We start from the raw sequence: 24,938 nt of genomic DNA, 5'->3' as shown, positions 1-24,938 counted from the left end.
TAGCCGCTTCGCTTCTAAACGTTTATTGCCGCTGGATTTATGGGGTTTGTAAATTTTGGGAAGTTCGTTCAATTGCTCATTTTTAACCCCGCTATTTAAGACGTAAAAAGATGGGGCGTGGCTCATGGACTCACTTATGTTTTACAAACACTCCTGCACTCTTAACGCGATCTGAACCCCCCTGTATAAATGCCCCGCATTACTTGGGTGCGTGTTGTCACTTCCCGTGTATATTCCAGCGTTTGATGAGTTTACAACGTCACGCACGTCAATAAATGTTAGCCCCAGGATACTGCATTGATTCATCAATGCCGCGCGTATTTCATCAAGTTGTTTTGTATGTCCGATTGGCGTGGCCGGGCCAATGACAATTATTTTAGCAAGCGGGCAAACTTCTCTTACGGCTTGTACTGAGGAAACAAAAGAATTCGTTATTGTGTTTATGTTGCCCCCGGCGTCGTTATATCCCAGAGAGAGAAAAACATATTGCGGAGTTTGGGTGATAACCCCTAATTTATTCCTGACTCGCCACTCCGGAACGCGCCCCTCTTGCTGTGACCCCCACCCAGAGCCGCTTATGCCGTCGGCGATGCCGTCCATCCCCAGCAGGTCACACATGACACGGAAATCATTAAATGAACCCTGATTAGCCCCGACGCCCACTGTATATGAATCTCCCATTTGCCACGCCAGCGGGCGCTTATTCCCGCGCGGCGATGATACAGTAAAATCCGGACCCGTAATTACTCCGCCAAACTCGGTATTAATTCCACACAACCTATAGTGCCGCGTGACTGATACCCCACCCCAATCAACAGTATAAATATACGGCGCGCCCGACGTATCTGTTCTAACTGATTCTGATGAAACGCGGTAGCCATCAACATAAAGGTCATATTGACCATTCCCGCCGACGAAACGAAAGTCCATGACTGGCGCATCGCTCTGAAATTCTATTACGCATTGAGTACCGTTTTGAATACCATTTCCGCGATATCCGGAAATTGTGTCGCGTATGTCATAGCCTGTGTATTTAAAGAATGACGTATCAGTCCTGGCCCAGGTCTTGCCGTTATAAATTGAACTGGCTATCCCTGCGTTCCATGACAGATTAAACGTTGCGCCGCTGCCTTTGCCACCCGTTACAGCCACTGGATTTCCCGGCGTGACTGAATACACTCCTGGCAACTGGACCGCAATACCAGTAATTGCGCCGCTTTCATCCACTTCAAGGACACGGATTCGACCAGCTGACGCGCATTCTCCGCCTGCAGGCGTCAGGTTATCACCAGACGAATAGCCGCTTCCGGCATTCACTATGGCCGCTGCAGCAATGCCGGTTGCTTTCGTGAGCACTGTAACCGGCGGCGAACTCATAACCTGCAACGGCGCAATATTTAGCGACTGCTGTCTGTGAATCTGAGAAAACCAAACATCAAAATTTTTCTTAATTGCCGCGCCCGTTTCCGCGGCTCCCCGGACTGGGATCATCATTGGCATTTTAATATCTCGCAGCGCTGAACGTGATCGCTGCATCGGCATAAACCGATACAGCACAAGGAGACGAAAATTCATAGTACGCCCCAGGCACCAGTTCATACGAACCTGCGGCCTTAGCTGCGGCTGGCGCGCCGGTATCGTTAAACCAGAGTGAAACGCTATCCGATAAATTCTGCAGGCGATAAAGCCGTGCAGCAGGATTAGCGGGCATAATTTGTATACTTTGACCGGCGCTTGTCTGGCCGCTGTAATCTGTCAAATTTGCTGCCGGGGCGCTGATATTTTCTACCGGGAATCTTGTGCTCATTGCGTATCCTCCACCATTGCGATCCAATATTTCTTCACATCAGAAAAATAATAAAACTGAGGGCCACCCCCTTTATCCTCATCGTCTTTTACTAAATAAAATCCGCTGGGGTTAGCTGGGATATCTTTACTCGCCGGAACTTCAATAACAGGGTGACGAACAAACTCAGCTGCCGCTATTGCCGCGGCCTGAGCTTCTTTCACCAGGCCCTGCACTGTTTCTACCACTGCCGGTGTTAATGCTGCGGGATTATAAGCGGCGAGATAGTCGTTCAGGGTTCCATCCGGGCCGCCGGTGCTGACTGTTATCACACCGAGGTACAAACCGTTGGCTGTTACAACATAAACACCGGCGCGAAGGTCGAAACCATAACTGCCATCTGAGCCTGTCTTCTGGCTCGCCATCGTCGTCATCACGACACCGCTGCTGGTAGCCCTCGCTGTCAGCAGAATGCTTACACCGGCAACCGGCTCCCCAAACCCGTTTGCATAAATTCCTGAGATTCTGGCCATCGTTTATTCCAGCTGCAGTCGAACTGAAAGGCCGCTCTCTCCGAGCGTCATATTCAGCGTGTTGATCGTCCAGTCCCGGTCTTCGTCCGGGCCGAACCCTTTTGTCGTGATTTTGCATTCAGCAGTGAGAGAGAGCAGATCGAGGGTAGCTGTCATCGAGTGCGACATCGTGATCTCTTTCTTTTTGCTCGAGCTGCTCGCACCGGGCAGCAGTTCCTGCGCAGCTGCGAGCGAGGGTTCCACAAACGGGGCCTCTATGATCGGCTCACCGCTGCCAGAACGCAGTTCTTTTATCGTGCCGGTTGCCTGGTCGTGATACTTGATCACAAACGTTGAAGTATCTTTGCTGCCGTCGCTGTTGTCTCCGCTGTCGCCGCTGCGACCGTTCCGCGAATAGTTCCACTGCGAGTTCCCCTGGCGTTCCAGCGTGTACTGTTTAAGCGGCTTCCCGCTCGCAGACTCACCCGCGCCGCGGGGCAAAAACATCCAGTACCCCCCTGCGACTTTACTGACGGCATCGAAGCGGTCAGCAAGCCGTGAAACAAGGTTCGCATCAGACTCACCGACTTGATCTAACTGCTCGATGACTTTTCCGGCGAACTGCGCAGACACCCGCGCTGTAAGCCCGTTGTCGCTCGCTACTTTCGCAAGAACGTCGCCGAGGGTGTTACCCGTCCAGCTCCGGGTCTTTTTGCTCTGTACCGTGCTCAGGCCCTTAGCGCTGTTCATCGGGGCGGCTTTCGCAGTGAATTCGACGATGCGCGGCTCACCCCCGCTTGAACCGCCGTCAACGACGTACACGCCCTTATTTACGATCTGAGTACCGAACCCAAGCCCGAGCGTCACTTTGACGCCTCTGGCAGGTATACGCAGCGATTCTGACACTATCGCGACTTTAATCTGATCCGTTTGCTTGTTTGAACCGCCGTAATCGTCAAGCGAGATATTAATAAGCCCCTTCCGAACTTTTTCAGTAATATCATTATCGCCCACCGATATATAAAAATTAGGGAGCCACGGTTGCTCTCCTGTTTTTATGTATGAATCATTCACTCCCATAATTGCGTCTCCTCAACTATTGGCTCCGATGATATTTCAGGTAAAACAATTTCTTTACCTGCCGGGAATACTGCGCACATATCGACTACCCCGTAATTAGCGACCTGATATAAAACCTCCTCTGTGGTTTTTCCGGTTTTGCCGTAGATTTTTAAACAGATTGTATCGAGACGATCTCCATCTCTCGTTTTATATGTAATAGCCATAAATTAACCGTAACGGATAAGAGAATATAAATGCGTTTTTATATCAATAACCGCGGGACGTTCGGCGTTTCATTTTCAACACGCAGAAGGAAAAAAGGCGGTGGCCCATGGGGAGGAATCATCATGATCATAATCGTGCTGGCGCTGATTGGTAAATGTTCAGAATCCAGCGCCAGCACACTAAATTATGATGCTGTCAGCGTATCTCCGTAGTATTTAAGCGACAAAGAAAACTCCTGCACCTTTGGCGCTCCCTTCGCGAGAAACGATGTCTGGTTCTCAGAGAGCGCCGTTATCGTCCAGTAGCCCATCACTTCCCCCGTCCCCATCACGAGCTGCTGCGGCTCGTATGTGTTCCCCAGCTGGCGCAGTAGCTCAATCTGTCCGACGCCTGCGCCGTCCAGAAACAACGCATGGGTTTTGCCAGCCAGCGTGATCGTCGGATTCGGCCTGCCGGTGTACTGCAGTGCGTCATTTTTTCCGAACCGGGTCTGTTCTACCCAGCGCCATTCGTCAGAGCGCTGCAGGGAGTTATACGCGACTGTTGAGATGCAGAAGATGAATGACTCGCCGATCCCCATCATTACGTCGCTGCTGCCTTCAGTTTCGGTATTAGCCATATTTACCCCGGTATGTCATACATCGCGCCCGAACCGCCAGGGGCGGTTGGCAGGCCTGCTTTAAACGCGGCATACGTCGACTGACCGACTTCTTCAGCTGACTGACCCGGCTGCGTCTGCACATGGATTTCAACGCGCGGAGAGTAGTTCCCATACCCCACCGGCTGGCTGGCCTGCCGTTTCGCCAGCGCTGCAGGGGCCTCACCATCACCCGCGGCTTTTTGCTGAGCTGCAGCGACTTTTTCCGGCGTATAGTTCTCTTTGAACCAGTCCTCCAGACCGTAGTCATCTGCGAGCGATTTTGCCCCCTCATAGCTGTTTCCGTTTTTCACGTACTCATTAATTTTCGCCTGATTTTTTTCATCATCAGCGAGAATCCATGACAGCTTTTTCGCTACGGCCCAGACGATTTTTCCCAGCTCGAGTAACCCCTCCCCGAACTTTTTGACGGTATCGAACAAGCGCTGCGGCCCGGTTCTTCCACTTTCGTCTTGTTTTATCCAGTTCCTGATCCCGTCAACAAACGCGCCCTGGTTCTCCTTAAACCAGCTGATCGTGCTCTCTTTGAAGCGGTTGATATCGGGTTCCAGCTCGCCGCCGATTTTCCCGAGCGTATCTGACAGCCCGGACGTGATTGCACCCCATAAGTTAGTGACAGCAAAATGCGCCCTCGCAGCGCCTTCGGCCCCTTCCTGGGTCAGCAGGTTGGACTTTTTAGCATCAGCCATCGTCTGTTCCCACGTCTTCCCGGTCATGCGCATATACGTCATGATTTTATTCGCTTCACCACCCATCAGCTGGTCAGCGAGGCTTGCCGCCTGCTTCTCATCTTTCATCCGGGAAATTCGGCTCATGACTTCATCGAACTGCTTTTCACGGCTCCAGCCCGCCATTCGGCGCTTGCTTAAATTGATTTGAGCGAGCATCGGGTTGATGGTCTTCTCGTTATCCTTTTCGCCTATTTTATTCGTCAGTTCTTCGGCCAGATCCCCGACGTTCTCACCGTTCAATCCGGCTTTTTTGGCTATATTTTCCCAGGCGCCATACTTATCGATACCGACACCATAGCTTTTGGCCAGACCGAGCTTTTCCGACGTCTCAGAGTTCATCTGGATAGCACCGGCGAACATTGCAGCCGGGGCCAGCGAGCTGAAGGCCAGCCCCTTCGCAGCACCCCACGCTGCTTTTCCAGCCCATTTTGGGACCGCGGTTGCTCGCCCTTTCCACTTATCGAGACGTTCCTGCCGTTTGAGCTGCTTGTTCAGCTTCTCCTGATCGTCTGTAGCGTTATTGATCTGACGAGATAATTTTTCATACTGTTTTGTCAGCGCTGAAATATCTTTCCCGGCCAGCTTCATGCTGGCCATCTCCGCCTTTAGCTTTTCCTGGCGTTTTGTGAGCTGGCTGACTGATTGACCAGTCTCCCGGATTGCGGTTTTCAGTTCGTCTTTGCCACGACGAAAAGAGGGGTCTACGCGCCCCCCGAAAGTAACCGTCGATTTAAAGTTTTGAGAAATAGCCATCTTTTTTACATAGCTCCCTCACGTAGAAATTAAAAACCCGATACGGCAGGTTCATCTGCGTATCGGGCGGTATGGCCAGTATTTTAGAAACAAACGGAATTATGAGAATAATTTCATGTTCCGTTCTTTCGGGTCCTTTACCATCTCATTAAACGCGTCCTCCAGGCGCGTATAATCACAGGATGGTAAATTCATCAGGTCCGTATCCTTTACGTTTAATAAGCGAGCAATCATGCGTGCGCTTTTTTCATCCTCGGTCCCTTTATCTTTACTATAAAGAATTTTATCGCGCAGTTTTGGCTCATACATAGTTAATTTAGTATGAGCCACACCGTCAATTTCATAGGGACGGGATAATGGGATGTCTATTGTTTCAAGTAATGAATCTGTCATTTTAAAATCTCAATATTTTTAGTAAATTTTTAAACCACTGGCCATTTCACCGAGGACGTTAACGCCATTGATACGGCGAATCATTTTTGCCGGATGAAGCTCATATATTTCTTTATCGCCCTGAATCCGTTTGAAATAGTTCGGTGCTATCGTCACGTTCTGACCGACGCTTGATTTCGAGTCAGTTCCTTCTTCATCATCAGTAATGCCTGTAATGAGACCTTCATAAAAGTCTTTGCGAATAATTGTTTTTCCTGTATTCGTATTAACAAACGCCGAACGGATTTCGAAACGCGTTCGTACACCGGGAATGAATCCAAACATGGACATAACGTCAACATCAGAGCCTTTAACTTTAAAGCTTGCGCCCATCTTTTCCATGCCGCCATCAAGCGTCATGGCCATATCCATTGAGCCGGTTTTAAATTCATCTTCAATGATTTTCATATCAACCGGAGTGTAAGACTCGCAACCGCAGACGAGACGACCCTGCACCCATAACGCATGGGCGCGATATACATTTGCTTCAGCCATTTTAAATACCCGCTTAATTATGCCGCTTGCAGCAATTCAGAGAACTGTTCAACGGTGTAATCGTTATTGATACGATAAGTGATGATAACGCTCTGGCACGGCGATTTAGGCGCAAACTCCACGTTAATATATAGCTTACCCGCCGCCAGACTCTCTTTTGTATTGAGTTCAGGATCAAGCCATGCTTTACCGCCGTTTATAGCTCCGATGTCAAACAGGTAGCGAATAAAACCATTAGTGCTTTCGATAATGTCATCGCCAAGATGAAAATCAATCGGGCGATCAATAAACTCATCTTCGACCGTATCTGCAATCGAATCCTCAATAACATCAGCAGTGCGACGAACGCATTCAAAAGCCCATTGCGGGTCTGTATTGCAGAGATAGTTTCCCCAGTGCCTGAAACCGTTACGGCGAATAATAGTGCTCACCTGGTTTTTGTTGAGCAAATTGGTAACACACGTATCATCGCCGCTGATGTACTCGTCAATCTGCTCGAGAGCTGTAATGCCGAGGATCTGCTGGTTTGATTTGCTCCACCAGAAACCTTTTTCGTTATCTATCCGGCAGCGCAGGCCAGCTGCGCATGCGGAATACGCGCGTGACGTTTTCGCGCCAGAGCTGGTAGTGAAAACTCGGGGCCGGAGGATTTCGACGCGCTTGCCGAACTTTTGTCGACGCATAGCAACGGCTTTTGCGGTCGCGAACGACGGCGAATCAATATACCCGACACCGCGCACCTTATTTGCAATCACTTCAATCTGAGCTGCAACGGGGTCAGTTGCGCTGAAGTCCGGCGCGATAATGACGCGGGGCATAACTTCATTGAGCTGCGCAGAGTCCGGGAGACGGTTTAATCCTCCAATTACGTTCTGCTGTAGCTTTAACGCGTCTGTATCATCAGCTACGCGCACAACGACGATCAGCGCACGCGTCTGATTAAAGATATCGTTTATGTCTGCCGGTAGCGTGCCAGTGGTCCCAAGTTTTGCGGCTTTTGTTGAGCTGCCTGCAATGACCGTCGGAACATTTAAGGGAAAAGCTTCATCTGCGCCACCCCCGAAGTTCGTTTCTGACAGATACATTACTTCTCCGCCGTCATTGTCCGGGTCAACAGAGGCTATAACACGGCTATAGCCCGGTAGTGCAGGGACATCATCCCAAACACTAGATAATTGTTCAGCCTTCATCAGCTTATTACCCGCTGAATCAACCGGCATACGTATCGTTAACTTAACAGAACCATCGGCTTTTACTGAATATTTCCAGATAGTTTTATAATCAGTGCCACTCCCCCATTCTGTATCTGCCGGATAAATATCACCCGGAACGATTTCAATACTGTAAGCATTTCCCGCCGTTCCTGGGGTTTCTACTGAGTAAGTGATTTGATTTTCCGTTATTGCGCTACCTGTCACAAGCGATGCGCACTTTGCCCCTTCTGAATTCGGAGCTGTGCCTACAATGCCAATAACAGAAACGTTTACTGTAGAGATGGCATCCGCACCGTCATCATATTCAATAGTCCGTACACCATGTAAAAAATCTGTATTACTCATATAACCTCTTTTATCTTTAAATAGTTGATGCAATAAATTGTTTAAGCTCTGCTAACTGCGAAGCTTGCTCTGCAGTAGCATTACCCGCGTCTACTGCACATTGAAGAATGTAAGCATCAACCGCCAATTCCTGAGTGGTTTTTCTTTTCGCCTGCAATAATGGTATTTCCTCAATTTTAGATATCACCCCGGCCTGATATCGCCATGTTTTATCGTTGGTGCATCCGACCGGGCATTCCTCTTTATTTATTTCAGCAACTGACAAATTAACAGGAAAGAACACACTTACTGCATATGTATTTCCCCTTTGCGGTATTGGCTCAGTTACAACGCCCCAAATAATACCTTGCTCATCGTACATTATTTTAACTGTATCATCTGAAAACAAAGACTGGCATTCATACCAGTCCTGTCCATCTTCTGATTTCAGAAAAAGCGGTATTTGGCCGTGACTTAATGTGTATGTTTCTATCTGTTCCGGAGTAGGCGTGGAGGGTTTAAAATTTTTTATATCTTGCATAAAGCCTCTAAATATTAAAGGGCTGAAATTGTCACCCAATTATTTCCATCTGACGTTACCTGCACAGGCGCCGCATAAACATGGTCTAGTTCCCAGTTGCTATCATTATAATTCGAGTGCGCCCCGGTCAGTACATAACCGCGAGGCGGTCGATGCGAACCGTCACTGTCATTTCTGTTTAGATATATTTCAGACCCAAGTTGCACCCCCCTTATGCCGCCTGCTATTGTCACATTCCCGCTTGCATCAGGTGAGATATTATTTACTTTTCTGACTGGTGTTAAATTTCCCTCATTCCAGATTTTATAATAATTATCACCCACATCTCGAATAAATGCCGAATTAGCAGTTGGAATACGTAATGCTACTCTATACGTAGATAGTATCTGAACCTCATTATTTGGATATACGAATAAACCCGCTCCGTTATTAAGACCGCCACCAAATACAAGACCGCAGGAAGATAAACGATTGGCGGGCCAGTTTATGTAAGCATTATCTAGAGTGAAAGAAATATCTCCCTCATGTTTATTCTCATATTTAAAGGTATTATTTTTATCCCTGTATGCAATATCGCCCTCAATGCCAATGTTTTCCCTTGCTGCTGTCTGAGCCGGGTTTCCCTTTTTTTTAATTTCAGAAAGGTTTTCAGCAATTTTTAAATATCTGGCATCGCCCTCTTTGGGCGTTATGTATTCATCATATATGACTACACTAACCGAATCTGTACTGGACACTGCAAGTGTATATTTAAACGTTATAGCTACAACCGCGCCATTGCTGCCGTTCGGCTTAATAATATCGGGCGAGCGACCAACGGAATAAAGCTCTCCGTTATTTGTTAAAATACCAATCTCTTTAATGGTATACCCTCCAACTTCAGGAGGGATATATAACTGGAAAGTAATATGGTTATCTTCACACGAAACAGCCTGAATACTTCCCCTGTATAATTCATGTATTAGACTCGTTTGTGACGGGTCAGGTATAACACTAGCTGCGCCGTTAGCATCGCCAACTACAAATTTATTAAGAATAACGGGGGTATTCGTTGCGATAGCTTCCGCTTCCAGTTCCGCGCCCCGATTGGTTAGAATCGAATAGACCTTATCTTCTGCCATTACGAAATACTCTTATTTTAATGGTGGTATATCTATATACAGATGAGCAAAACCAGAACCCATGATATAAAAATCACCGCTTATATTGCTCTCGAATTCTATTTTCGATAAAAAAGACCGACAGTTTTTTGAATCGAATATCTGCGCAACGAAAGTATTTAGCAGGTTTTCATCCATCCCCATTGATTTTAAGAGAAAGATTTTAATCGCGAAGGTATAAGGATCGCCCTTTGGGGTCATTTCGAACCACTCCTGCAGCTGGCTTTCGTAGCCCACTGACAGCAGCGCACGTTCGACCGCTCCGCGCGTACCACGGTGTTTGTTCTGCCAGGCGGCATCTTTAATAACCTGCCTTTTTTGCTGCTCGGTCCATTCAGGGTTCCAGAATGTGACCGCGTATTCCCAGGCCAGCCAGGGCAGCAAATCAACCGGACACAAATCCGGATTTTTGATGACCCGGATATCACCGGGCAGGTCACCGGCATGCGACAGAACAGCTTCGAGCGCGCGTTCTGCAGGCGTTGAATTGGGCGGTAATAAGCTCTGACTCGTCATGATTACCCCATCTGCACCGACAGTTTAATGTTCGTGCAATAGGGGGCCTGCCCCACCCCGCTAATCACATCTGCAGCAGGTGAAATAAGTTGCACGCGTTCAACGCCGTCGCGATGAATCGCGTCGTATATGCCCGAAATTGCTGCTGTAGCCCCGATTTTGTGCTGAGCAGCAACGTATGAAGCAAGATCACTTTGCGCACCATTCAGCAATACGCCGGTATCGGGCCCCAATCCCGCGATAATCACAGCTTCGACCTGATAGGCCAAGTTCGACGCTGGTTTTACCGTGACAAAATCAGTCAGTGGCCGCGTATCATCCGGAGAGAGCGCGGCATTAACAGCATTAAGCAACGCCTGCGAGGGTGTGCCGTCGCCGGTGCGCGACAAAATGTACATATCGACATAACCCGGCTGAGTAACCGGGGGGCCATACGCCTGCGCTGAGAGAACATTCGGATCGCAGCTGAGCGCGAAGTAGTTATAGGCGTTAGTGCTGCCTGCGGTGTTCCGCGCGTACCACGAAAGCTGGATGCGATGCCGGTATTCGTCATCGCTTTCGTAAACTGCTGCGACAGGCGGGATTGCATCCGGATCTGCAGGTGTAATGAGCATGCGTTCGCAGTCGAGATTCGCGCCGAGCTGCGTCAGGTCATCGCCCTTTGCAAAAGCTAGTAAAACGGCGAGCTGGCCCTGGTTCACCCGCGCAGTGTTAATGATCTTCCAGTACGCGACAATCTCGAGCATCTTCATCGCAGGGTCAGACTCGAGAAGCGCATCGAACGTTTCATCGAGCGTCTGCAGCTCTACAATGAGTTCGTTTTTTACATCGGAAAAGAGCGGGGTCTGCACGAACGCCGGTGGCGGCAGCAGGCTCATATCGATCGTCTTAACAATCGAGTTCTGCACAATCGTCGTCATTTGAAGGGCAGCTCCAGGTTGTTCAGCTTAAGCCGTTTTCGTGTTTCGACATCAGTTGCTTCGATATCGATGGCCATCCTGCCGGTTTTCGCATCCAGCGCGACGGGCCTCACCCTGTCGACGCGTATGCGGGGTTCCCATTTCGCCAGCGCTCCGGCGCTGGCCATGATGATTTTGATGGCCAGAACGGGGTCGCTGGGGTTGTCGACCAGGTCTGGTAGATTGCTGCCATATTCCGGCAGCATCACGCGGGTTCCGAGCGGAGTTGTCAGTATGTCAATGACCGACTGACGAATGTGATCGGTCCCCGCGAGCACTTTTCCAGTGCTGCGGTTCATACCTTTCATTTTGTTAGCTCATTAAAATTGAGGGCCCGTCAGTTGGTCCGTCCGGGCAATGATGAATGTGTCCGTTATATGTGACACGGATTTCTGAGAGCGTTCCCTGCCGGTCCTGGACCTCTTTACCGGCGATAACGCTGCCAGCAGTCCTGATGTTGCCTGACCCGCCTTTGTCCCCTTCAACGCTCAGATCCGTTCTGAACGTCCCCAGGCCGTCCACAACGAGCGTTTTAGTCATATGAACGGGACCATCGAAAAGAATTCCCCCCGGGGCCGTAGCGTTTATCTTCGGCGCGGCCAGATTGATCTCTTTTGCGGCTGTAGCGTTGATTACTTCCGCGTCAGCGTTGATTAGCTTCCCACCGTGAATATTCACGACGTTTTCGCTTGTCACAGTCACTTCATCTTTACCGAGAATATCGACTTTTGACTCTGCGATAATACGCACTGCGCCGCCCTGCACGCCCTTCCAGGTTAAAACGTGGCTCTCGGTATCATAAGTCAGCGTCGCGCCGTCACAGTACGCTGTGACGTGCTCATTTGGCTTATTCGACGGAACGGCGCGGCCATCAACGAGAAGACCCGGAAAAACGACGCCGTTTCGCAGATCCCCGCCTTCCGAAATGACCGTTACGGGGTCGCCCACTTTCGGGGCGCTCCAGTCCACACGTTCTGATGTTGCAAGGGTAAACCATTGCAGCCAGCCTGACTGATGCTCGCCGCCGAACGTGACGCGCACGCGTGGGGGTGACAACTGTACTTCTTTAACGACACCGCGCTTTATGATGTCGCGCAACCGGCGATACATATCCGCGCCGGTGAAGTCATCTTGGGAAGACCCGGACATAATCAGCCTCGTGCTCTTTTCCAATATCTGGCGCAAGGCTGACAAACACTTCTTTCAGAAGCGGGGCATCTGCCGGGGTCACGAAAGGCCCGACGCCGACGCCGACTACTTGCGAAAACGATACGCACCAGACGGAGTGCGATCCGAGCGCTTTGCCGTTTTTCACCCAATCAGCAGGCTCCGAGCCGCCGAACGTGGCTGGCTGAGTACCAGGACCGAACCCCCGACCGTCTATCCAGCTCGATATATACAGCGCCGCGTTCCTGGCCTTCTGCCCGTACTGATCTGCAGCAAATTCGCGCAGAACATACAGACTGCAGTTGAGCGAAACTGTCAGCGCTGAGCCTGCGATCACTTCACTGCTCGGCTCCCAGTTTTCAATTTCAAAAAAGACGGCTGGCGTTTCGAATCCTTCCGGGATTTCCGGATATACGCCAAACGTTTTGACGAAAGGGATCTGCAGAACTGCTGCTCGAACCCGGTTCGTATACTCATCAAAAGCGTCCATTCCCGCTTCAGCAGTAGCTGTCATTGAACGTTCCCCGCCACGCGGCCCCGTAAATCCTGCTCAAAATAGCGCATGAATACAGAGCCGATATTTTCAAAAATGTAATCGTCGATAGCGTCTTCCAGCGCTTCATGAACCGGTACGCGCGCCTCTTCGACGCCGCCACCCTCGCGACGAATCCAGATGCTTTTTACGCTGTAGCGTTTAGCGACAAACGAATCGGGCCAGCTCATCGAGTGCAGCCCTTCGCTCTTGGGAATGAATGTCGCACCGCGCGCACCTTTTTTCGTTTTCATGAACTGACCCGTCTCCGGGTCACGTTTTTGCTTCTGCTTTCGCTGTTTCCGCATCGACCCGCGCAAATCGTGAACGCGAAAATCGTTCAGGCCGTACCAGAGCTTCGCGCTGCTCAGCTCGCCGGTGCTCTCTTTCCCGAAATTACGACGTTTCACGAATGGCTTAATGCGCTTATTCGCTACTTTGCGCTTTTTGACTGCAAGCGCATCGATCATCATCCCGACCGAAACGCGGTGCATATGCTTCGCCGTTCTGTTCAGCGCGCGGTTGTATGCCATCAGCATCTGCTGCTGTGTGGCTCCCACAGCTTCACGTAATTCGCGCAGCGCAGACATATCGATATCGAACATCTGCGCATTGCTGCGAGGTTCTGACATGCGACCCCCTGCGGGGTGGGACCGCGGTCCCACCCTTTAATATTTCGAGTACATACTGTTTTCGCTGGTAGTGTGCGGCTCGAGATAAATAACAGTTAATCCGGTGCCGTCCGGCTGCGGCTCTTTCACGACGTAATCAGTCCAGCTGCCCCAGACCAGGTTTCCCTTTTCATCCAGCTCGCGCTTTTTTGGTACCTGGATGACATCACGCCTGGCGATACCATCAACGCTCCCCGATTTAACCGTAATACTCGTTACTGTGCCGGTGATAAACCCGGCCCCCGAGCTGGGTAAATCAGTTCGCGCGTAGGGTTCGTTGAATATCGCGATGATGGGGTCAGCTCGGTTCGGCAGGCGAACTGGACGACCAAACGCTTCGAGCATCTGCTCGTCACCGGCGTTCAAATCGTCGTCGTAGCAGCTCATAGCGCGTAGACGTGATTTGCAGCGATGAGTTTCGCAGCTTCCTCCGGGTCAACGTAGATTGACTGGCCAGCTGGGACGATTTCACGCACCGGCTTTTGATTAACGTAATGAACGATATGAAGCGTCGCGCGTAATTTCACAAATCGATACGCTGCGCCGTCTGCATCAGCTTCATCATTTTCGTCAGGAGAGCTGGCAGTCAGCAGCGTTCCTGAATTTGACCCACCCGGCAGCGGCTGCAGGGGCAGCGTTTCGCCGTCATCTTCATTCAGTAGCTTCAGCTCAGCTTCCGCACTGTCTATAACCGCCTGCAGCGCCTCATTTGTGCCAGTTGTTGAAAGCTCACGCCCCAGCTGCGCGCTTAAATCACTGATACGCGCCAGCAGTTCTGTTTTATTAGCCATTTTTGTCTCCGGGTATAAAAAAAGAGCCTTTCGGCTCTTATGCGAGGGTTACAACGACGAAAGCATCTGCATCGCCGAGCACCATTGCTGGCGCTGATTGCGTCATGGTCTGAGTGATTGACGGGTCGCCAGTTACCGTCCAGATCTTCGGATAACGTGTCGCTTCGGTGATACCCTCACGAAGTGCATCTTCATCCAGAATGGCACCATAGGTGCGATAACCTTTTGATTGTAAATTCCCCAGGACCATCGTGTTGTCCGGCATGTACTTCGTTTTGACTTTCGTGTCCGGGTCAATGTACTGGCCCTTATAGACGATCACTGCAGTATCACCGTAGTAGCCTTTAAAGCTCACGACATCGCCGAGATTTTTGATCGCCAGCTCGAGCTGACTGTTCGAGCCGCGACGCGAGTCGAGCGCTTCACGGAACAGTTTGAAGCTTTTGAGCGTCTTCCAGGCCTTTCCATCCATGACAAGTACGTTGATCGTGCCGGAGGCATGCTCTGCATACTCTTCGATATCGTTGCTCGGATCGAATGTGTCCTTGTTTTGTGCTGACCAGGCAGTGCTGCCCGACTGCACGATATTGTTTGCAACGCTGCGCTGCATATCAATTTCAGTCGTCTCAATATTTGGCCCGGAGATCGTGTATTTGCCTTTTAAGACGGCCTGCACTGCCTGGTATTCTTCCAGCTGCTGAATGGACAGCTCTTCATCCTTCAGATTCTGCATAATAATTTCGGCGCGACGTTCTGCAGGCGTTTTGGGCTGGCCGATATGCTCACCGGCAGCGCGCTTGATGACGGTATGCGGATTGACTGTGTGCTTCGGCTTGGTGTACCCCGGTTTGAAGTGCGTTGTTTTAAATCCACGCGTTCTGTCAACTTTGCCGGTGATCAATGGCGAACAGTAAACGGCCATCGACACTTCACCGGGAATTTTGTCGAGAAAAACGTCTTCAGTGGTGAACGTATACGTCTCTTTAAAAAAGAGGCTCAGGAAAAGCGGCTGGAATTTAAAAACCTGCTGCGTTGCAGCGATCAGTTCCTGCGTGGTGTATGAATCACTCATTTATTTTGTTTCCTGCATAAAAAAACCGCCTTTCGGCGGCTTATATGATCAATTTATGGTTATTCCTGGATGCTGATCGGCGTGCCAGCAAACGCTGACTTTCGCTTCGTCGCATCAGCTGACCAGTTCAGATAGTTAGCGCGAAATGTCCCGCTGTTGTAGTACGAAAACTCAAGCTGGCCTGCGCTGGCATTGACCGCCATTGCTGTAATACCCACTGCTTTTCCTGGCGTACCATCCCATGATTTAAAAGTCCCGGCAGTTGCATCAATCATGACGGGTGTATATTTCGCGATATTCACACCCGAAGCCATGATGCCGGTAGTTGTTGTCACGTCAGGGCCGACGGAAAAATCATCCGGCTGACAGCTTTCTGTTGTCATAACTGCTCCTCAATGAGTGATTTACCTGCCTGAACCAGCAGTGAAATTTTCGCTGCAGAACCGTCTGCAGAGTGATTGTGTTGAGCGGGCATATCAGCCACCGCTTCCGGCGACTCTTTTGCCATCAGCGCATCAAGCGCTGTTTCAGTGCGCGCCTGGGCGGTTTGCGGCGCTGCTGCCAGGACCGCTTTAGCCTGATCCAGCGTCATGCTGGGAATAGCAGCCAGCGCATGAGCCTGCTGCTCACGCCCTTTCGCTTCGTCACAGCCGATGATAGACATCACGCGAGCCAGCTCATTTGATGCCGCCTGCGCGCTAATCTGCTCAGTTGTCAGCGTAACGACCTGCTCCTCTGTTTTTGCCGTGGTTGTTGTCATGCTTAACTCCGGTTTAGTAGTGTTCAGCGCGTCGGCCATCGCCTGAATCGCGTCTGCATAGTTAACAATCTGGTCGGCCAGGCCTGCTTTAATCGCTTCCTGCCCCGTATATACAGCCGCTTCTGTTGCCAGAACCTGGGCTTTTTTCAGGCCGGTATAGTCAGCGACTTTCTGCGCAAATTGATCGCGCGTACTGTCGATGCTGGCCTGAATTTCGTCACGAACGTCAGACGGCAGCTGCTCAAACGGGTTTCCGTCGACTTTATGACTACCGGCATAAATCAGCGTGACGTCGACGCCTGCCAGCTCCAGCGCCTTCTCAACGCTTCTGTGCGCGACGACAACGCCGATTGACCCTACGACCCCGGTCTGAGTGATTAAACGCCGCGTGCAGGCGCTCGCGAGCAAATAACCTGCGCTGCAGGCCATATCACTTGCTAAGCACCAGACCGGTTTTTGCTCCCGCGCTCGCACGATTAAATCCGCTGTATCGAATGCACCGGAGACCTCCCCCCCTGGCGAATCAATATCAAGCAAGATCCCTTTTACGGCAGGGTCAGACACGGCCTGCTGCAGGCGCGCGGCTATGCCGTCATAGCCGGTCATGCCGGAGACCGGCTGCATATAACCGAATTTATGAACCAGCGTGCCGGTGACCGGCAAAATTGCGATACCGCGTTCTACACGATAGCTTTTCGAGGCTGACCGCGATTCTTTGTCCCAGCTGCTCGCCAGCTGCTTAAGTTCTTCACCGGCCAGCTGCGCGCCGGTAGTCGCATCGATAAGACGTTCTGTCCCGAAACGTTCGCTCAGCGCAGAAAAGAAAACCCGCGCATAGGCGGGTTCGAGTAATAGCGGCTGATTGAAAGTTCGCGCGGCGAGATGTTGATAATTACGCCAGGGCATTAATAGTACCCCCCATTATTGGTGTTTGATGGATAGCTGACGGACCAGTTCGGCTCGTTAAGCCCCAGCTCTTTGCGACGCTGGATTTCATATTCCTGCTGCTCCATGACGTCTTCATAATCCAGCCCCTGCAGGGCCAGCTCGTTTTGATACGTGGTCAGGTTAGCAGTGAGACGCATCGCGCTTTCCTGCACTTCTTTCAAACCGTCGATGGCCATGCGGCCAGCGCCGATCCACATTGCATTCGTCCAGGAGTTTCTCGCCTCATAAAACGACCGTCGAGCATTCACCGGCAGCTTAATGATCCCGCGAGCCAGCACCTCTTCGAACCAGCAGGCGAACATCAGCGACGCCTGGCGCGCTGCAATGAATTTGCGACGCCCCATGTAGTAGCGCCAGCTCACGTTCGCGCTGGCGCGTGCGCTTGAATAGCTGACCTGGCTATAGTCCCGGCTCAGTTCTTCATAAGAAACGCCGGTACCGGCAGCGACATAACGCAGCAGGGATTGCTCGAGCGAACTAAACCCGGCGTCAGCGTTCTGCGCCGTCTGCAGATTGAGCTTATCGCCAGGGTGCAGGTGTGGGACCTTCACGCCGCCAAGCTTGATGTTTGCGCCGTTGTAATACGTAACGAAACTCTTAATAAACGCTGTGAGCGGGTTATTTGCATTCTCAGCCCCTGCGCCAGCGATATATTCAAACGCCTGCTCGCTATCGAGTTCTGATTCGATAGTCGCGGCATACATCGCCTTCACTATCGCGCTTTGCAGCTGCGTCTGTTGCAACGTATCAAGCATCTTCAGGCGTTCCATCACGCTGTAAAAGATGTTGTCACCGCGCGTCTGGCCATCTTCCATCGGTTCGAAAATGTGAATGAACGCCGGACGACCGTTGCTGAGCCTAGCCGGGATTCGTCGGCATTTACCGACGCCGCCATACGGATAACTATCCTCTGCTATCCAGTAGCCCACTGCAGCGCCATTTTTATCGATATCGACACCGGCGCGCCGGGTCTGAGTGTCGCTGGCATAGCCAGGGTTCCGAATGCGTTTCGGCGATACCATTTTGAAACGAGTCCGGAATATCGAGCCAGAGCTGCCCTCCCACACCGGCTGCACGCATGTTTCACCGTTGAATGCGTGCGTGGCCACGCCTTCGCGGATCATCATCGTGAAAGTGCGCTTGCGCTCGATATCAATCGTGCAGTTCGGGTCTTCCGCGTATTCAGTCCAGGCTGTTTCAACGTCACGCGCGAGCGCGCGAGAATCCTCGCGTGATATGCCGAGATAGCGCCAGTTCGGACGATAACTGAGTTTAAAAAGGTTGCCGACGATATGATCCTGGTGCAGCTGCACGGCATTTGCCGCGACGCCGTTGTTACGAACGAGATCATCAGCTCGGGCATTACCTTTATAAAATGTCGGCAGCAGCGCTGCATCGGCGCTCTGCTGCGGCGCGTGCCAGTCAAGTAACTGGCCGCCGAAGCCGGGACCGCCGCCGTTATACCCCGCGTAACGGCGTAGTGGCGTTTGACCGTCGGGACCGAGTAACTGCGTTGCTGCAGTCATACACGAACCCCTGCGGGGCGGCGACGTCCCGTGTTCAATCCGAGCTTGCCCTTCAGCTCGATAATGTATGCGCGCAGGTCTGCTATTCCTGCTGTTGAATACTGATAGCTCCGGCTGTTACCGGCTGAATCGCCGTGCGATATCGTAACGGCCTGTTTGCCGACCATCATCCGGTGATACGCCGTTTCAGCTTCAGCCAGCCGTATCAGTAGTGTTTCATTATCTGTAGTCACGTTAACCTCCCAGCGCTCTGGCCATCTCTTCGAGCGTCATCGTTGGGGTTGATTTGGATTTTTTCTGCTGCTCTGCGAGCAGCTCAAGATTGAGCTGGAAGCGGATTTTGCTGATACGTAGCGCTGCCAGCGCGTAAACAAGGCAGTCCAGCGCTTCATTTCGACGGCCCTGATTGCTCCAGCGATACACGACGCGACCGTTAATCAGTTTTGGGATCAGGACTTCGCTGACGAGCTGCTTCGCCTCTACTTCCCCGAAAATTTCATCATTTGCAGGAAAGTGAATCGCACCAGGTGTGCCGTTTTTGGGGTCAGGAACAAGCGGGAACCGCATATACAGCAGGTCTTTTGCAGTATCAGTACCGACAAGCGACAAAAAGACTTTGTTTGCGTTTTTAGAACGCGGCATATCGACGACGGGGCGCCCATACGTGCTCGCCCCTTTGATGGGTATTACCCAAAGCGGCCCGTGCCTGATTGAGCGGTGATAAACGACCTGCGGATCGATGCCGCCCGTATCCCACGCCCACCTGCTGACCCCCATTTTCGTTCCATCGCTGCGCTGATACTGCTTACGTATCACTCCGTCGACCCTCTGCAGGGTTTCTTCTTCGTCATAGCGACCGAAAACGATGGTTTTATCGATTAGCCAGCATTCTTCCTCTGCTCCCCATCCCCACACGTAGCACTCATACCGGCCCGATTTTTGCGAGTCGATACCGCCAGTAATGAACACGACACCGTCAGGAACTTCATGTGCGTATACTTCGCGGCGCTGCAGCAGAATGTCATGCTCCAGCTGCTCGCTGGCGACTTCATTCCAGAGTTCGCCGAGCACCGTGTTGTAAAACGCTTTCTCTTTTAGCGGGTCGCCCTTCGCTTTAAGCCAGGCATCAACGATTTCGCCCCATCCGTCGAGATTGAGCGAATAAAGTGCGTTAACAACGATTGCAGCGTGCTGCGGGGCGCGTACTGGCTCCCCGTCATGATCAAAAAAGTGAATGCCATCCCGCGTCCAGGTGCAGTCTTCCGCCATCCAGCGACCAGCCAGCTCCATTTTTTCCAGATCGCTGTAATGAAAATGTCCGGGGCAATGGCAGCACTGGTAATACGCTGAACGCCCTTTCGCTTCACGCGTCAGCTGGCTGTCATCCCATTTGAGGCCGTATTCGATGCCCTCAAAACCGAATTTAAGCTCCTGCTCTCCGCCGCAATGGGGGCAAGGGAGGTAAAACCGGAAGACCAGATCCGCGCCATCTTCAAGCATCTCAATCTGGCTTTTACCCGTGACGGTCGGAGTCGAGCCGAAAATGGCCTTCGGGTATGACGCGCCCTTAATACGCACTAGGGCCAGTTCAATCGGCGACCCTTCGCCTTTTCCTTTCTTCGAGACTTCAAGCGGCCAGCCGTCGACTTCATCACCGGCGACGACCTGCTTTGTCAGGCGACGGAAATTCCCTGGGGTATTTGCTCCGCGAAAATCCAGAATGGCGCCAGACATTTCCTTTCGTTTGATATTGTTCCGTTCGTTGCTGCTGTCCCAGTCCGGGAATATCTTTTGTATGACCGGCATTTCACTGATCGCCGGATCTATTTCATCAGAAACGAACCCCTGAGCCTCTTCATCTACGGGCTGGTATGTGACCGAGCTGCGCTTCTTATGCTCTGCAAAATACAGCAGCGCAGCGACCATTACTTTTGTATAGCCGAGGCGTGCTGATTTACGGATAGACACGATTTTGATCGCATCGTTTGTCATCATGTTCAGCATCGCCAGCTGAACAGGTTGTGTCTTCCAGCGACCGGCGATGTGGCTTGAACCTTCCGGCAAATAGAAATATTTATCCGCCCACTCAACACCCGTCATCGGTATCGTCACGCGTAAGGGACTCAACCCGTTCAATATCGCGTTCGATATCGCTGACATCGTAATCGCTGAAGTCGACTCGTATGTCTGCAAGTTCATTGAGTGCTATCGCCAGCTCCTGTTTAAGTAGATCGGTTGCCTCTTGCGGCATATCGAGCCAGACCTTTTTCAACCGTGGTGGCCAGGACTCGACGCGAGTGCGTAGTTCGACAGCGACGCGTGATACTGCGACGCTGATTAATTCAATCGGAGCGTAACGTTTTGCGAGTATCCGACGCTTCACGCGCTGCGTCAGTATTCGTTCCTGCCGCTCCTCGTTTTTGAGCCATTGCTCGCGTTTTTTTTCCGGCGAATTGTCGTCCGTTTCCGGTTCATCGCCGACTGCGGAATCTTTCCGGTTTCCCCGGAGGTAATGAATATAAAAGTGTCGCCAGGCATCCAGATCCCAATCGCCCCTCCCTTGTGGGACAGGCGCTCCGGGCAGTTTTGACAAATCGCGAAGACGGCGATCTGACAGCAGCAAATGCGCCGCGACCTCTGCTTGCGTAGCCATTGAATCTCCCAACCGGAACCGGAAATGCCAAAAATGAAAAAATGCTCAAAACGAGCGAGCTTTTGCGCGTCTACCGACCCTCGGTGTTTCGGGTTCTGGAAAGGACCCGCGACCGGGGGGGGGTGGGACCGCGGTCCGCCCCCTTTTTTCGGTCATGTGGACGTCTAAACGGCTTATCTGTTGCTTTTTTGACCGTTTTGACGCCTGAGTGCTCAGATCGGGCAGGTTGTTGCGGTCCCGGTTGAATCAATGCAGGTCCCGTTGGGACCGGTCACTTTCGTTCCTGGTGCGATAGCGATGTGCTTCACTGTCGAACCATCTGCGCGCGTTGCTTCGGTGTAAGTGGTATGCGTGCATCCGGCGAGCATCGCCAGGGCGCACACGAAGAGAAGTGATTTCATGTTGTTCCTTATGCTTCTGATGTGGAATGTCCCGCACTCAAGACGGGTAATGGCTGAGGAACGGGGGACAGGACGCGCGGCCAGCGGTAGCTCGCCACGCGTTGACGCGAGAACGCCTTGATATTGACTGCATCTGACTGATTACCGCCGAGGATCATCAGGTCCCCTGCTTCGTTCTGTCCGACTACAAATCCAACATGGCCACCGCCATCACGCGTTAATACAGCAATGCAGCCGTATGCAGGTTCTTGCAGCTTGTTACCCCATTCGAGATATGAGCGAGCAGACTCAAAACGAGTTGACTGAATACCGCTCTGCTCGAGCACTGACCCGACGAACGCAGCGCACCACGGCGTTTCGTCATCTTTAATCCCACCGCGTTTGATATCGCGCCACATTTGCAGAATGAGGGGGTTATGCTTCGGGCCATGCACTTCAGCTTCGCCGATGTACTTGCGCGCTGTTGCGACCCATTTGTATTCATATGTCATTTTTTGCTCCATAAAAAAACCCGCCGAAGCGGGTTATACGTTGTCTTTGCGCTGCGCTATTCGTTCGCGTAGGTCAATTCCAAATCTGTGTTTCATTACGAAGAAAAGGATTTCCTTAACGCCCTTATAACCCAACATACCTATAACAAAAGAAATTTCAGTATGGGCAAATGTCAAAGAACCAATGTGCGGGATCGAGACAGTTACATTAGGGAGATGTACTACAGTGAAAATCATAATAGTTGTACCAATAATTATGTCTCCACAGCATTCTCGAAAACGCCCACCCCAATAAAACACTCGAACGATGACACCAAGCATAACCAGCAAAAAAATATCAAGCGAGGTCTTGTGAGTGCGATATATTTCTATTATCGGCCCCCACCAAGCAGTTATGTGTGGCATAGGGTTTCCAGTTATTTACATTAAACAGAAGAAAATAAACAGAGGGATTGCGTGAATAATACCAACAGTCAATTAGAACAAAAAGACACGTAAAATAAAAAATCCGGTTAAAAAACCGGATCTCATGATATCAGGACAGCAAAGAACGTTTTATTATATTAATATTCCTTGCACTAAGCTTCATGATTTTTTTAAACTTAGTTGACCATATCCTATTTGCAAATATATTGCCATCGAGATTAAGATTATGCTTATGTATTTTGTCAATTACTTCTTTTAAATTTTTAACGTCCGAGTTGCCTTTTGAATTGAGAGCGTCAATAATCGTATCAATATAAACATCCCAACCAATAGGCCTAAAAAGTAAGTAACCACCTTTATCTACGCTTCTGAACTCACCAGCAGTTTTAGCATTGAGGACAACACTAGTTAACTCCGCACTGAGGGTAAATGTATAAAGGAATACCTCACGAACAAATTCAAAAAGATATTCGTGATCCCTATACTTTAGTTTTTCCAAATCAGAAACACTTACTCCCAGCTTACAACACACCAGCTTCTGCACGTTGTCATATATATTAACGATAGAGGTTATGCTTGTTTTATCTCGTACAGGCCCCGAGCTAAACGACACATTATTTTCATTAAAGAAAGTACATGACGGTGATTCGATTAACTTCCTTGTTATACAAGCTGAAATATCATCCTCATCCAAAGCTATAATAGTATCCTTGCTAACCAATTTCGCCTTTTTGTTTAAGGTTGTAAATAATCGCCTAGATTTTATCTTTCCATCTGGTGAGTTATTATGTGCAACAATTATTACACTAATTAATTCATCCCCGATGGTTTCATTTTTACTTATGGCAGCCTGAATACCAGCAAGCCTATGCTGGCCATCGAGCGCAAAAAATCTCTCTTCTTTAGTTATAGAGAGAAAACCGATGCAAGTCTCAGCATAGTCTGGGAACTCTAAAAGAGAAGCCTCATGTGTTTCAGGTCTTATATTACCAATTTCATGCCAGTTAGGATCACCATCATATACTGCCACGACTAAAGAGTTAAAAAATCTATCCTCATTAGTTAAAAGATAATTCGCAATTTCATCTGCCCGACCATCTATCAAATCCCTCTGTATTTTATCAGATAAATTTTTAATTTGATGTAATTCATGGGCAAATCCAATTAATTCAGATACATCAGACAAGCGCATCATGCAACTGAATGTATCCCAACTGCCCATTTTACCTCTTAAACAAGGCAACACTAATCGTTTAGACATTATATCCGAACCCCTCTTAGTAATGAGCGGACCTCTGCTGAAAAATCAACATGACAACATGGAGGGAGAAAAATATCAGCTAAAGCCTGTTCAACTTGTGCTGTTGATTGGCCATCAGGTATAGTTGCATAATAATAGAAAAGATGATCTCGATAATGCTTGATCATTTTTCTGATACTCATTCTGTTTACATAACCTGACTCATTGACGTAATTCCTAAATCTTCTTGCTATAGTATTTCCAGACGTTACGTCACCTGCCTTTCCAACATACATTACATATGAATTACTTGGTAGATTACCATCTTCAATACTTACCATGAATAAATACACGCCTTGTTGCTCAGGAAAATCATGTGCAGCATGATCGGTATATTTAACCCGAGTCCATTGTAATTGTGGCAAGTCTTGCCTTCTTACAAACAAAGGAGGGCACAAGAGAAAAGGAAAGTTAGTTCGTAACTGATTGAGATACATTTCCCTTCTCTCGACTTCATCAAGGTCCTCAACCGCATTATCGATGGAATCATAAATACTAACCATAACTCATCCATGAAAAATCAACATTAAATGAGAAAAATCGCAAAAAAAAACATTAAAGTCAAGGGATATAAAACAGACGCTTACTTTCGAATGGAAATAAACGTTAGCTGTTCCTTATGAAAGTGAAAGTTCAGTAGAGCAAGCCCCAGAAGAAGTTTGCAGGCGATATGACAGGGGTACTGATGCTAAGCATCTTTCGCGAATACCCCTGTCGTATCGCCGGAAAGCAAAAACCCCGCGCAGGCGAGGTTCTCGTTATGTTCAAATTGTTCGCTTTTCGTCGCTGCCGTTGCGGCGCAGCTCTGCCAAGCATAAATGGATTATCTGAC

32 protein-coding genes are annotated in these 24,938 nt (G+C 50.1%); all 32 read right to left on the bottom strand.

Annotated elements, in window-relative coordinates; translation table 11 throughout:
* Positions 1-141: 141 nt before the first annotated feature.
* A complete protein-coding gene (locus tag V1572_RS13870; protein ID WP_395299259.1) occupies positions 142-1,575 on the bottom strand; it encodes an SGNH/GDSL hydrolase family protein in 1,434 nt (477 codons plus the stop codon).
* Entirely contained in the window at positions 1,502-1,807 is a 306-nt protein-coding gene (locus V1572_RS13865) for a hypothetical protein (protein ID WP_395299258.1), read from the bottom strand. Before V1572_RS13865 ends, V1572_RS13870 begins: the two co-directional genes overlap by 74 nt.
* Positions 1,804-2,319, bottom strand: coding sequence for a prophage tail fiber N-terminal domain-containing protein (locus tag V1572_RS13860; protein ID WP_395299257.1), 516 nt, complete (start codon positions 2,317-2,319; stop codon positions 1,804-1,806). Before V1572_RS13860 ends, V1572_RS13865 begins: the two co-directional genes overlap by 4 nt.
* A 3-nt stretch (positions 2,320-2,322) precedes the next feature.
* Positions 2,323-3,378, bottom strand: a complete 1,056-nt coding sequence (locus V1572_RS13855) for a late control protein (protein ID WP_395299256.1) — start codon at positions 3,376-3,378, stop codon at positions 2,323-2,325.
* Positions 3,369-3,584, bottom strand: a complete 216-nt coding sequence (locus V1572_RS13850; RefSeq protein WP_333073564.1) for a tail protein X — start codon at positions 3,582-3,584, stop codon at positions 3,369-3,371. Before V1572_RS13850 ends, V1572_RS13855 begins: the two co-directional genes overlap by 10 nt.
* Positions 3,585-3,769: 185 nt before the next feature.
* A complete protein-coding gene (locus V1572_RS13845) occupies positions 3,770-4,204 on the bottom strand; it encodes a phage tail protein (protein WP_333073562.1) in 435 nt (144 codons plus the stop codon).
* Positions 4,205-4,206: 2 nt separating this feature from the next.
* Complete coding sequence (locus tag V1572_RS13840; protein ID WP_395299255.1) at positions 4,207-5,727, bottom strand: hypothetical protein; 1,521 nt, start codon at positions 5,725-5,727, stop codon at positions 4,207-4,209.
* Between the two features lie 99 nt (positions 5,728-5,826).
* Entirely contained in the window at positions 5,827-6,120 is a 294-nt protein-coding gene (locus V1572_RS13835) for a phage tail assembly protein (RefSeq protein ID WP_395299254.1), read from the bottom strand.
* A gap of 18 nt (positions 6,121-6,138) precedes the next feature.
* Positions 6,139-6,654 (bottom strand): phage major tail tube protein, encoded by a 516-nt coding sequence (locus V1572_RS13830; protein WP_333073555.1) that lies wholly within the window; start codon positions 6,652-6,654, stop codon positions 6,139-6,141.
* Between the two features lie 17 nt (positions 6,655-6,671).
* Positions 6,672-8,213 (bottom strand): phage tail sheath C-terminal domain-containing protein, encoded by a 1,542-nt coding sequence (locus tag V1572_RS13825; protein WP_395299253.1) that lies wholly within the window; start codon positions 8,211-8,213, stop codon positions 6,672-6,674.
* 16 nt (positions 8,214-8,229) lie between these two features.
* A complete protein-coding gene (locus V1572_RS13820; protein ID WP_395299252.1) occupies positions 8,230-8,733 on the bottom strand; it encodes a tail fiber assembly protein in 504 nt (167 codons plus the stop codon).
* 14 nt (positions 8,734-8,747) lie between these two features.
* Positions 8,748-9,854 carry a phage tail protein gene (locus V1572_RS13815; protein ID WP_395299251.1) on the bottom strand — a complete coding sequence of 369 codons (1,107 nt, stop codon included), beginning with the start codon at positions 9,852-9,854 and terminating at the stop codon, positions 8,748-8,750.
* 12 nt (positions 9,855-9,866) lie between these two features.
* Complete coding sequence (locus V1572_RS13810) at positions 9,867-10,409, bottom strand: phage tail protein I (RefSeq protein ID WP_395299250.1); 543 nt, start codon at positions 10,407-10,409, stop codon at positions 9,867-9,869.
* Between the two features lie 2 nt (positions 10,410-10,411).
* The gene (locus V1572_RS13805; protein WP_395299249.1) at positions 10,412-11,329 is read right to left on the bottom strand and encodes a baseplate J/gp47 family protein; all 918 of its coding nucleotides are present in this window, start codon (positions 11,327-11,329) and stop codon (positions 10,412-10,414) included.
* Entirely contained in the window at positions 11,326-11,676 is a 351-nt protein-coding gene (locus V1572_RS13800) for a GPW/gp25 family protein (protein ID WP_262749635.1), read from the bottom strand. Before V1572_RS13800 ends, V1572_RS13805 begins: the two co-directional genes overlap by 4 nt.
* A gap of 4 nt (positions 11,677-11,680) precedes the next feature.
* Positions 11,681-12,517, bottom strand: a complete 837-nt coding sequence (locus tag V1572_RS13795; RefSeq protein WP_395299248.1) for a phage baseplate assembly protein V — start codon at positions 12,515-12,517, stop codon at positions 11,681-11,683.
* Positions 12,495-13,049, bottom strand: a complete 555-nt coding sequence (locus V1572_RS13790) for a hypothetical protein (RefSeq protein WP_395299247.1) — start codon at positions 13,047-13,049, stop codon at positions 12,495-12,497. Before V1572_RS13790 ends, V1572_RS13795 begins: the two co-directional genes overlap by 23 nt.
* Positions 13,046-13,699 carry a hypothetical protein gene (locus tag V1572_RS13785; protein ID WP_262749631.1) on the bottom strand — a complete coding sequence of 218 codons (654 nt, stop codon included), beginning with the start codon at positions 13,697-13,699 and terminating at the stop codon, positions 13,046-13,048. The genes V1572_RS13790 and V1572_RS13785 overlap by 4 nt, the downstream gene beginning before the upstream one ends.
* 36 nt (positions 13,700-13,735) lie before the next feature.
* Positions 13,736-14,125, bottom strand: a complete 390-nt coding sequence (locus V1572_RS13780) for a hypothetical protein (protein WP_395299246.1) — start codon at positions 14,123-14,125, stop codon at positions 13,736-13,738.
* Positions 14,122-14,529 carry a DNA-packaging protein FI gene (gene gpFI / locus V1572_RS13775; protein WP_395299245.1) on the bottom strand — a complete coding sequence of 136 codons (408 nt, stop codon included), beginning with the start codon at positions 14,527-14,529 and terminating at the stop codon, positions 14,122-14,124. Before gpFI ends, V1572_RS13780 begins: the two co-directional genes overlap by 4 nt.
* Positions 14,530-14,566: 37 nt before the next feature.
* Positions 14,567-15,601: a major capsid protein gene (locus tag V1572_RS13770; RefSeq protein WP_395299244.1), complete on the bottom strand. Its 1,035-nt coding sequence runs from the start codon at positions 15,599-15,601 to the stop codon at positions 14,567-14,569.
* Between the two features lie 59 nt (positions 15,602-15,660).
* On the bottom strand, positions 15,661-15,984 hold the full coding sequence (locus tag V1572_RS13765) for a head decoration protein (protein ID WP_395299243.1): 324 nt from the start codon (positions 15,982-15,984) through the stop codon (positions 15,661-15,663).
* Entirely contained in the window at positions 15,981-17,267 is a 1,287-nt protein-coding gene (locus V1572_RS13760; RefSeq protein ID WP_395299242.1) for a S49 family peptidase, read from the bottom strand. Before V1572_RS13760 ends, V1572_RS13765 begins: the two co-directional genes overlap by 4 nt.
* The gene (locus V1572_RS13755; RefSeq protein ID WP_395299241.1) at positions 17,267-18,835 is read right to left on the bottom strand and encodes a phage portal protein; all 1,569 of its coding nucleotides are present in this window, start codon (positions 18,833-18,835) and stop codon (positions 17,267-17,269) included. Before V1572_RS13755 ends, V1572_RS13760 begins: the two co-directional genes overlap by 1 nt.
* Entirely contained in the window at positions 18,832-19,068 is a 237-nt protein-coding gene (gene gpW, locus V1572_RS13750; RefSeq protein WP_395299240.1) for a gpW family head-tail joining protein, read from the bottom strand. Before gpW ends, V1572_RS13755 begins: the two co-directional genes overlap by 4 nt.
* Position 19,069: 1 nt before the next feature.
* Positions 19,070-20,935, bottom strand: a complete 1,866-nt coding sequence (locus tag V1572_RS13745; RefSeq protein WP_395299239.1) for a phage terminase large subunit family protein — start codon at positions 20,933-20,935, stop codon at positions 19,070-19,072.
* Positions 20,922-21,488, bottom strand: a complete 567-nt coding sequence (locus V1572_RS13740) for a hypothetical protein (protein WP_395299238.1) — start codon at positions 21,486-21,488, stop codon at positions 20,922-20,924. Before V1572_RS13740 ends, V1572_RS13745 begins: the two co-directional genes overlap by 14 nt.
* A gap of 212 nt (positions 21,489-21,700) precedes the next feature.
* Positions 21,701-21,889, bottom strand: a complete 189-nt coding sequence (locus V1572_RS13735) for a hypothetical protein (RefSeq protein ID WP_333073516.1) — start codon at positions 21,887-21,889, stop codon at positions 21,701-21,703.
* Between the two features lie 8 nt (positions 21,890-21,897).
* On the bottom strand, positions 21,898-22,380 hold the full coding sequence (locus tag V1572_RS13730) for a TIGR02594 family protein (protein WP_395299237.1): 483 nt from the start codon (positions 22,378-22,380) through the stop codon (positions 21,898-21,900).
* Positions 22,381-22,413: 33 nt separating this feature from the next.
* Entirely contained in the window at positions 22,414-22,785 is a 372-nt protein-coding gene (locus V1572_RS13725; RefSeq protein WP_333073510.1) for a hypothetical protein, read from the bottom strand.
* A 130-nt stretch (positions 22,786-22,915) separates the two neighbouring features.
* The gene (locus V1572_RS13720; protein ID WP_333073509.1) at positions 22,916-24,067 is read right to left on the bottom strand and encodes a DGQHR domain-containing protein; all 1,152 of its coding nucleotides are present in this window, start codon (positions 24,065-24,067) and stop codon (positions 22,916-22,918) included.
* The gene (locus V1572_RS13715) at positions 24,067-24,609 is read right to left on the bottom strand and encodes a hypothetical protein (RefSeq protein ID WP_319853913.1); all 543 of its coding nucleotides are present in this window, start codon (positions 24,607-24,609) and stop codon (positions 24,067-24,069) included. Before V1572_RS13715 ends, V1572_RS13720 begins: the two co-directional genes overlap by 1 nt.
* Positions 24,610-24,938 lie beyond the last annotated feature (329 nt).

It is taken from the genome of Enterobacter quasiroggenkampii, from assembly GCF_043972695.1.
Classification (GTDB): Bacteria; Pseudomonadota; Gammaproteobacteria; order Enterobacterales; family Enterobacteriaceae; genus Enterobacter; species Enterobacter quasiroggenkampii.
This window is presented reverse-complemented; position numbering and strand designations above follow the sequence as displayed.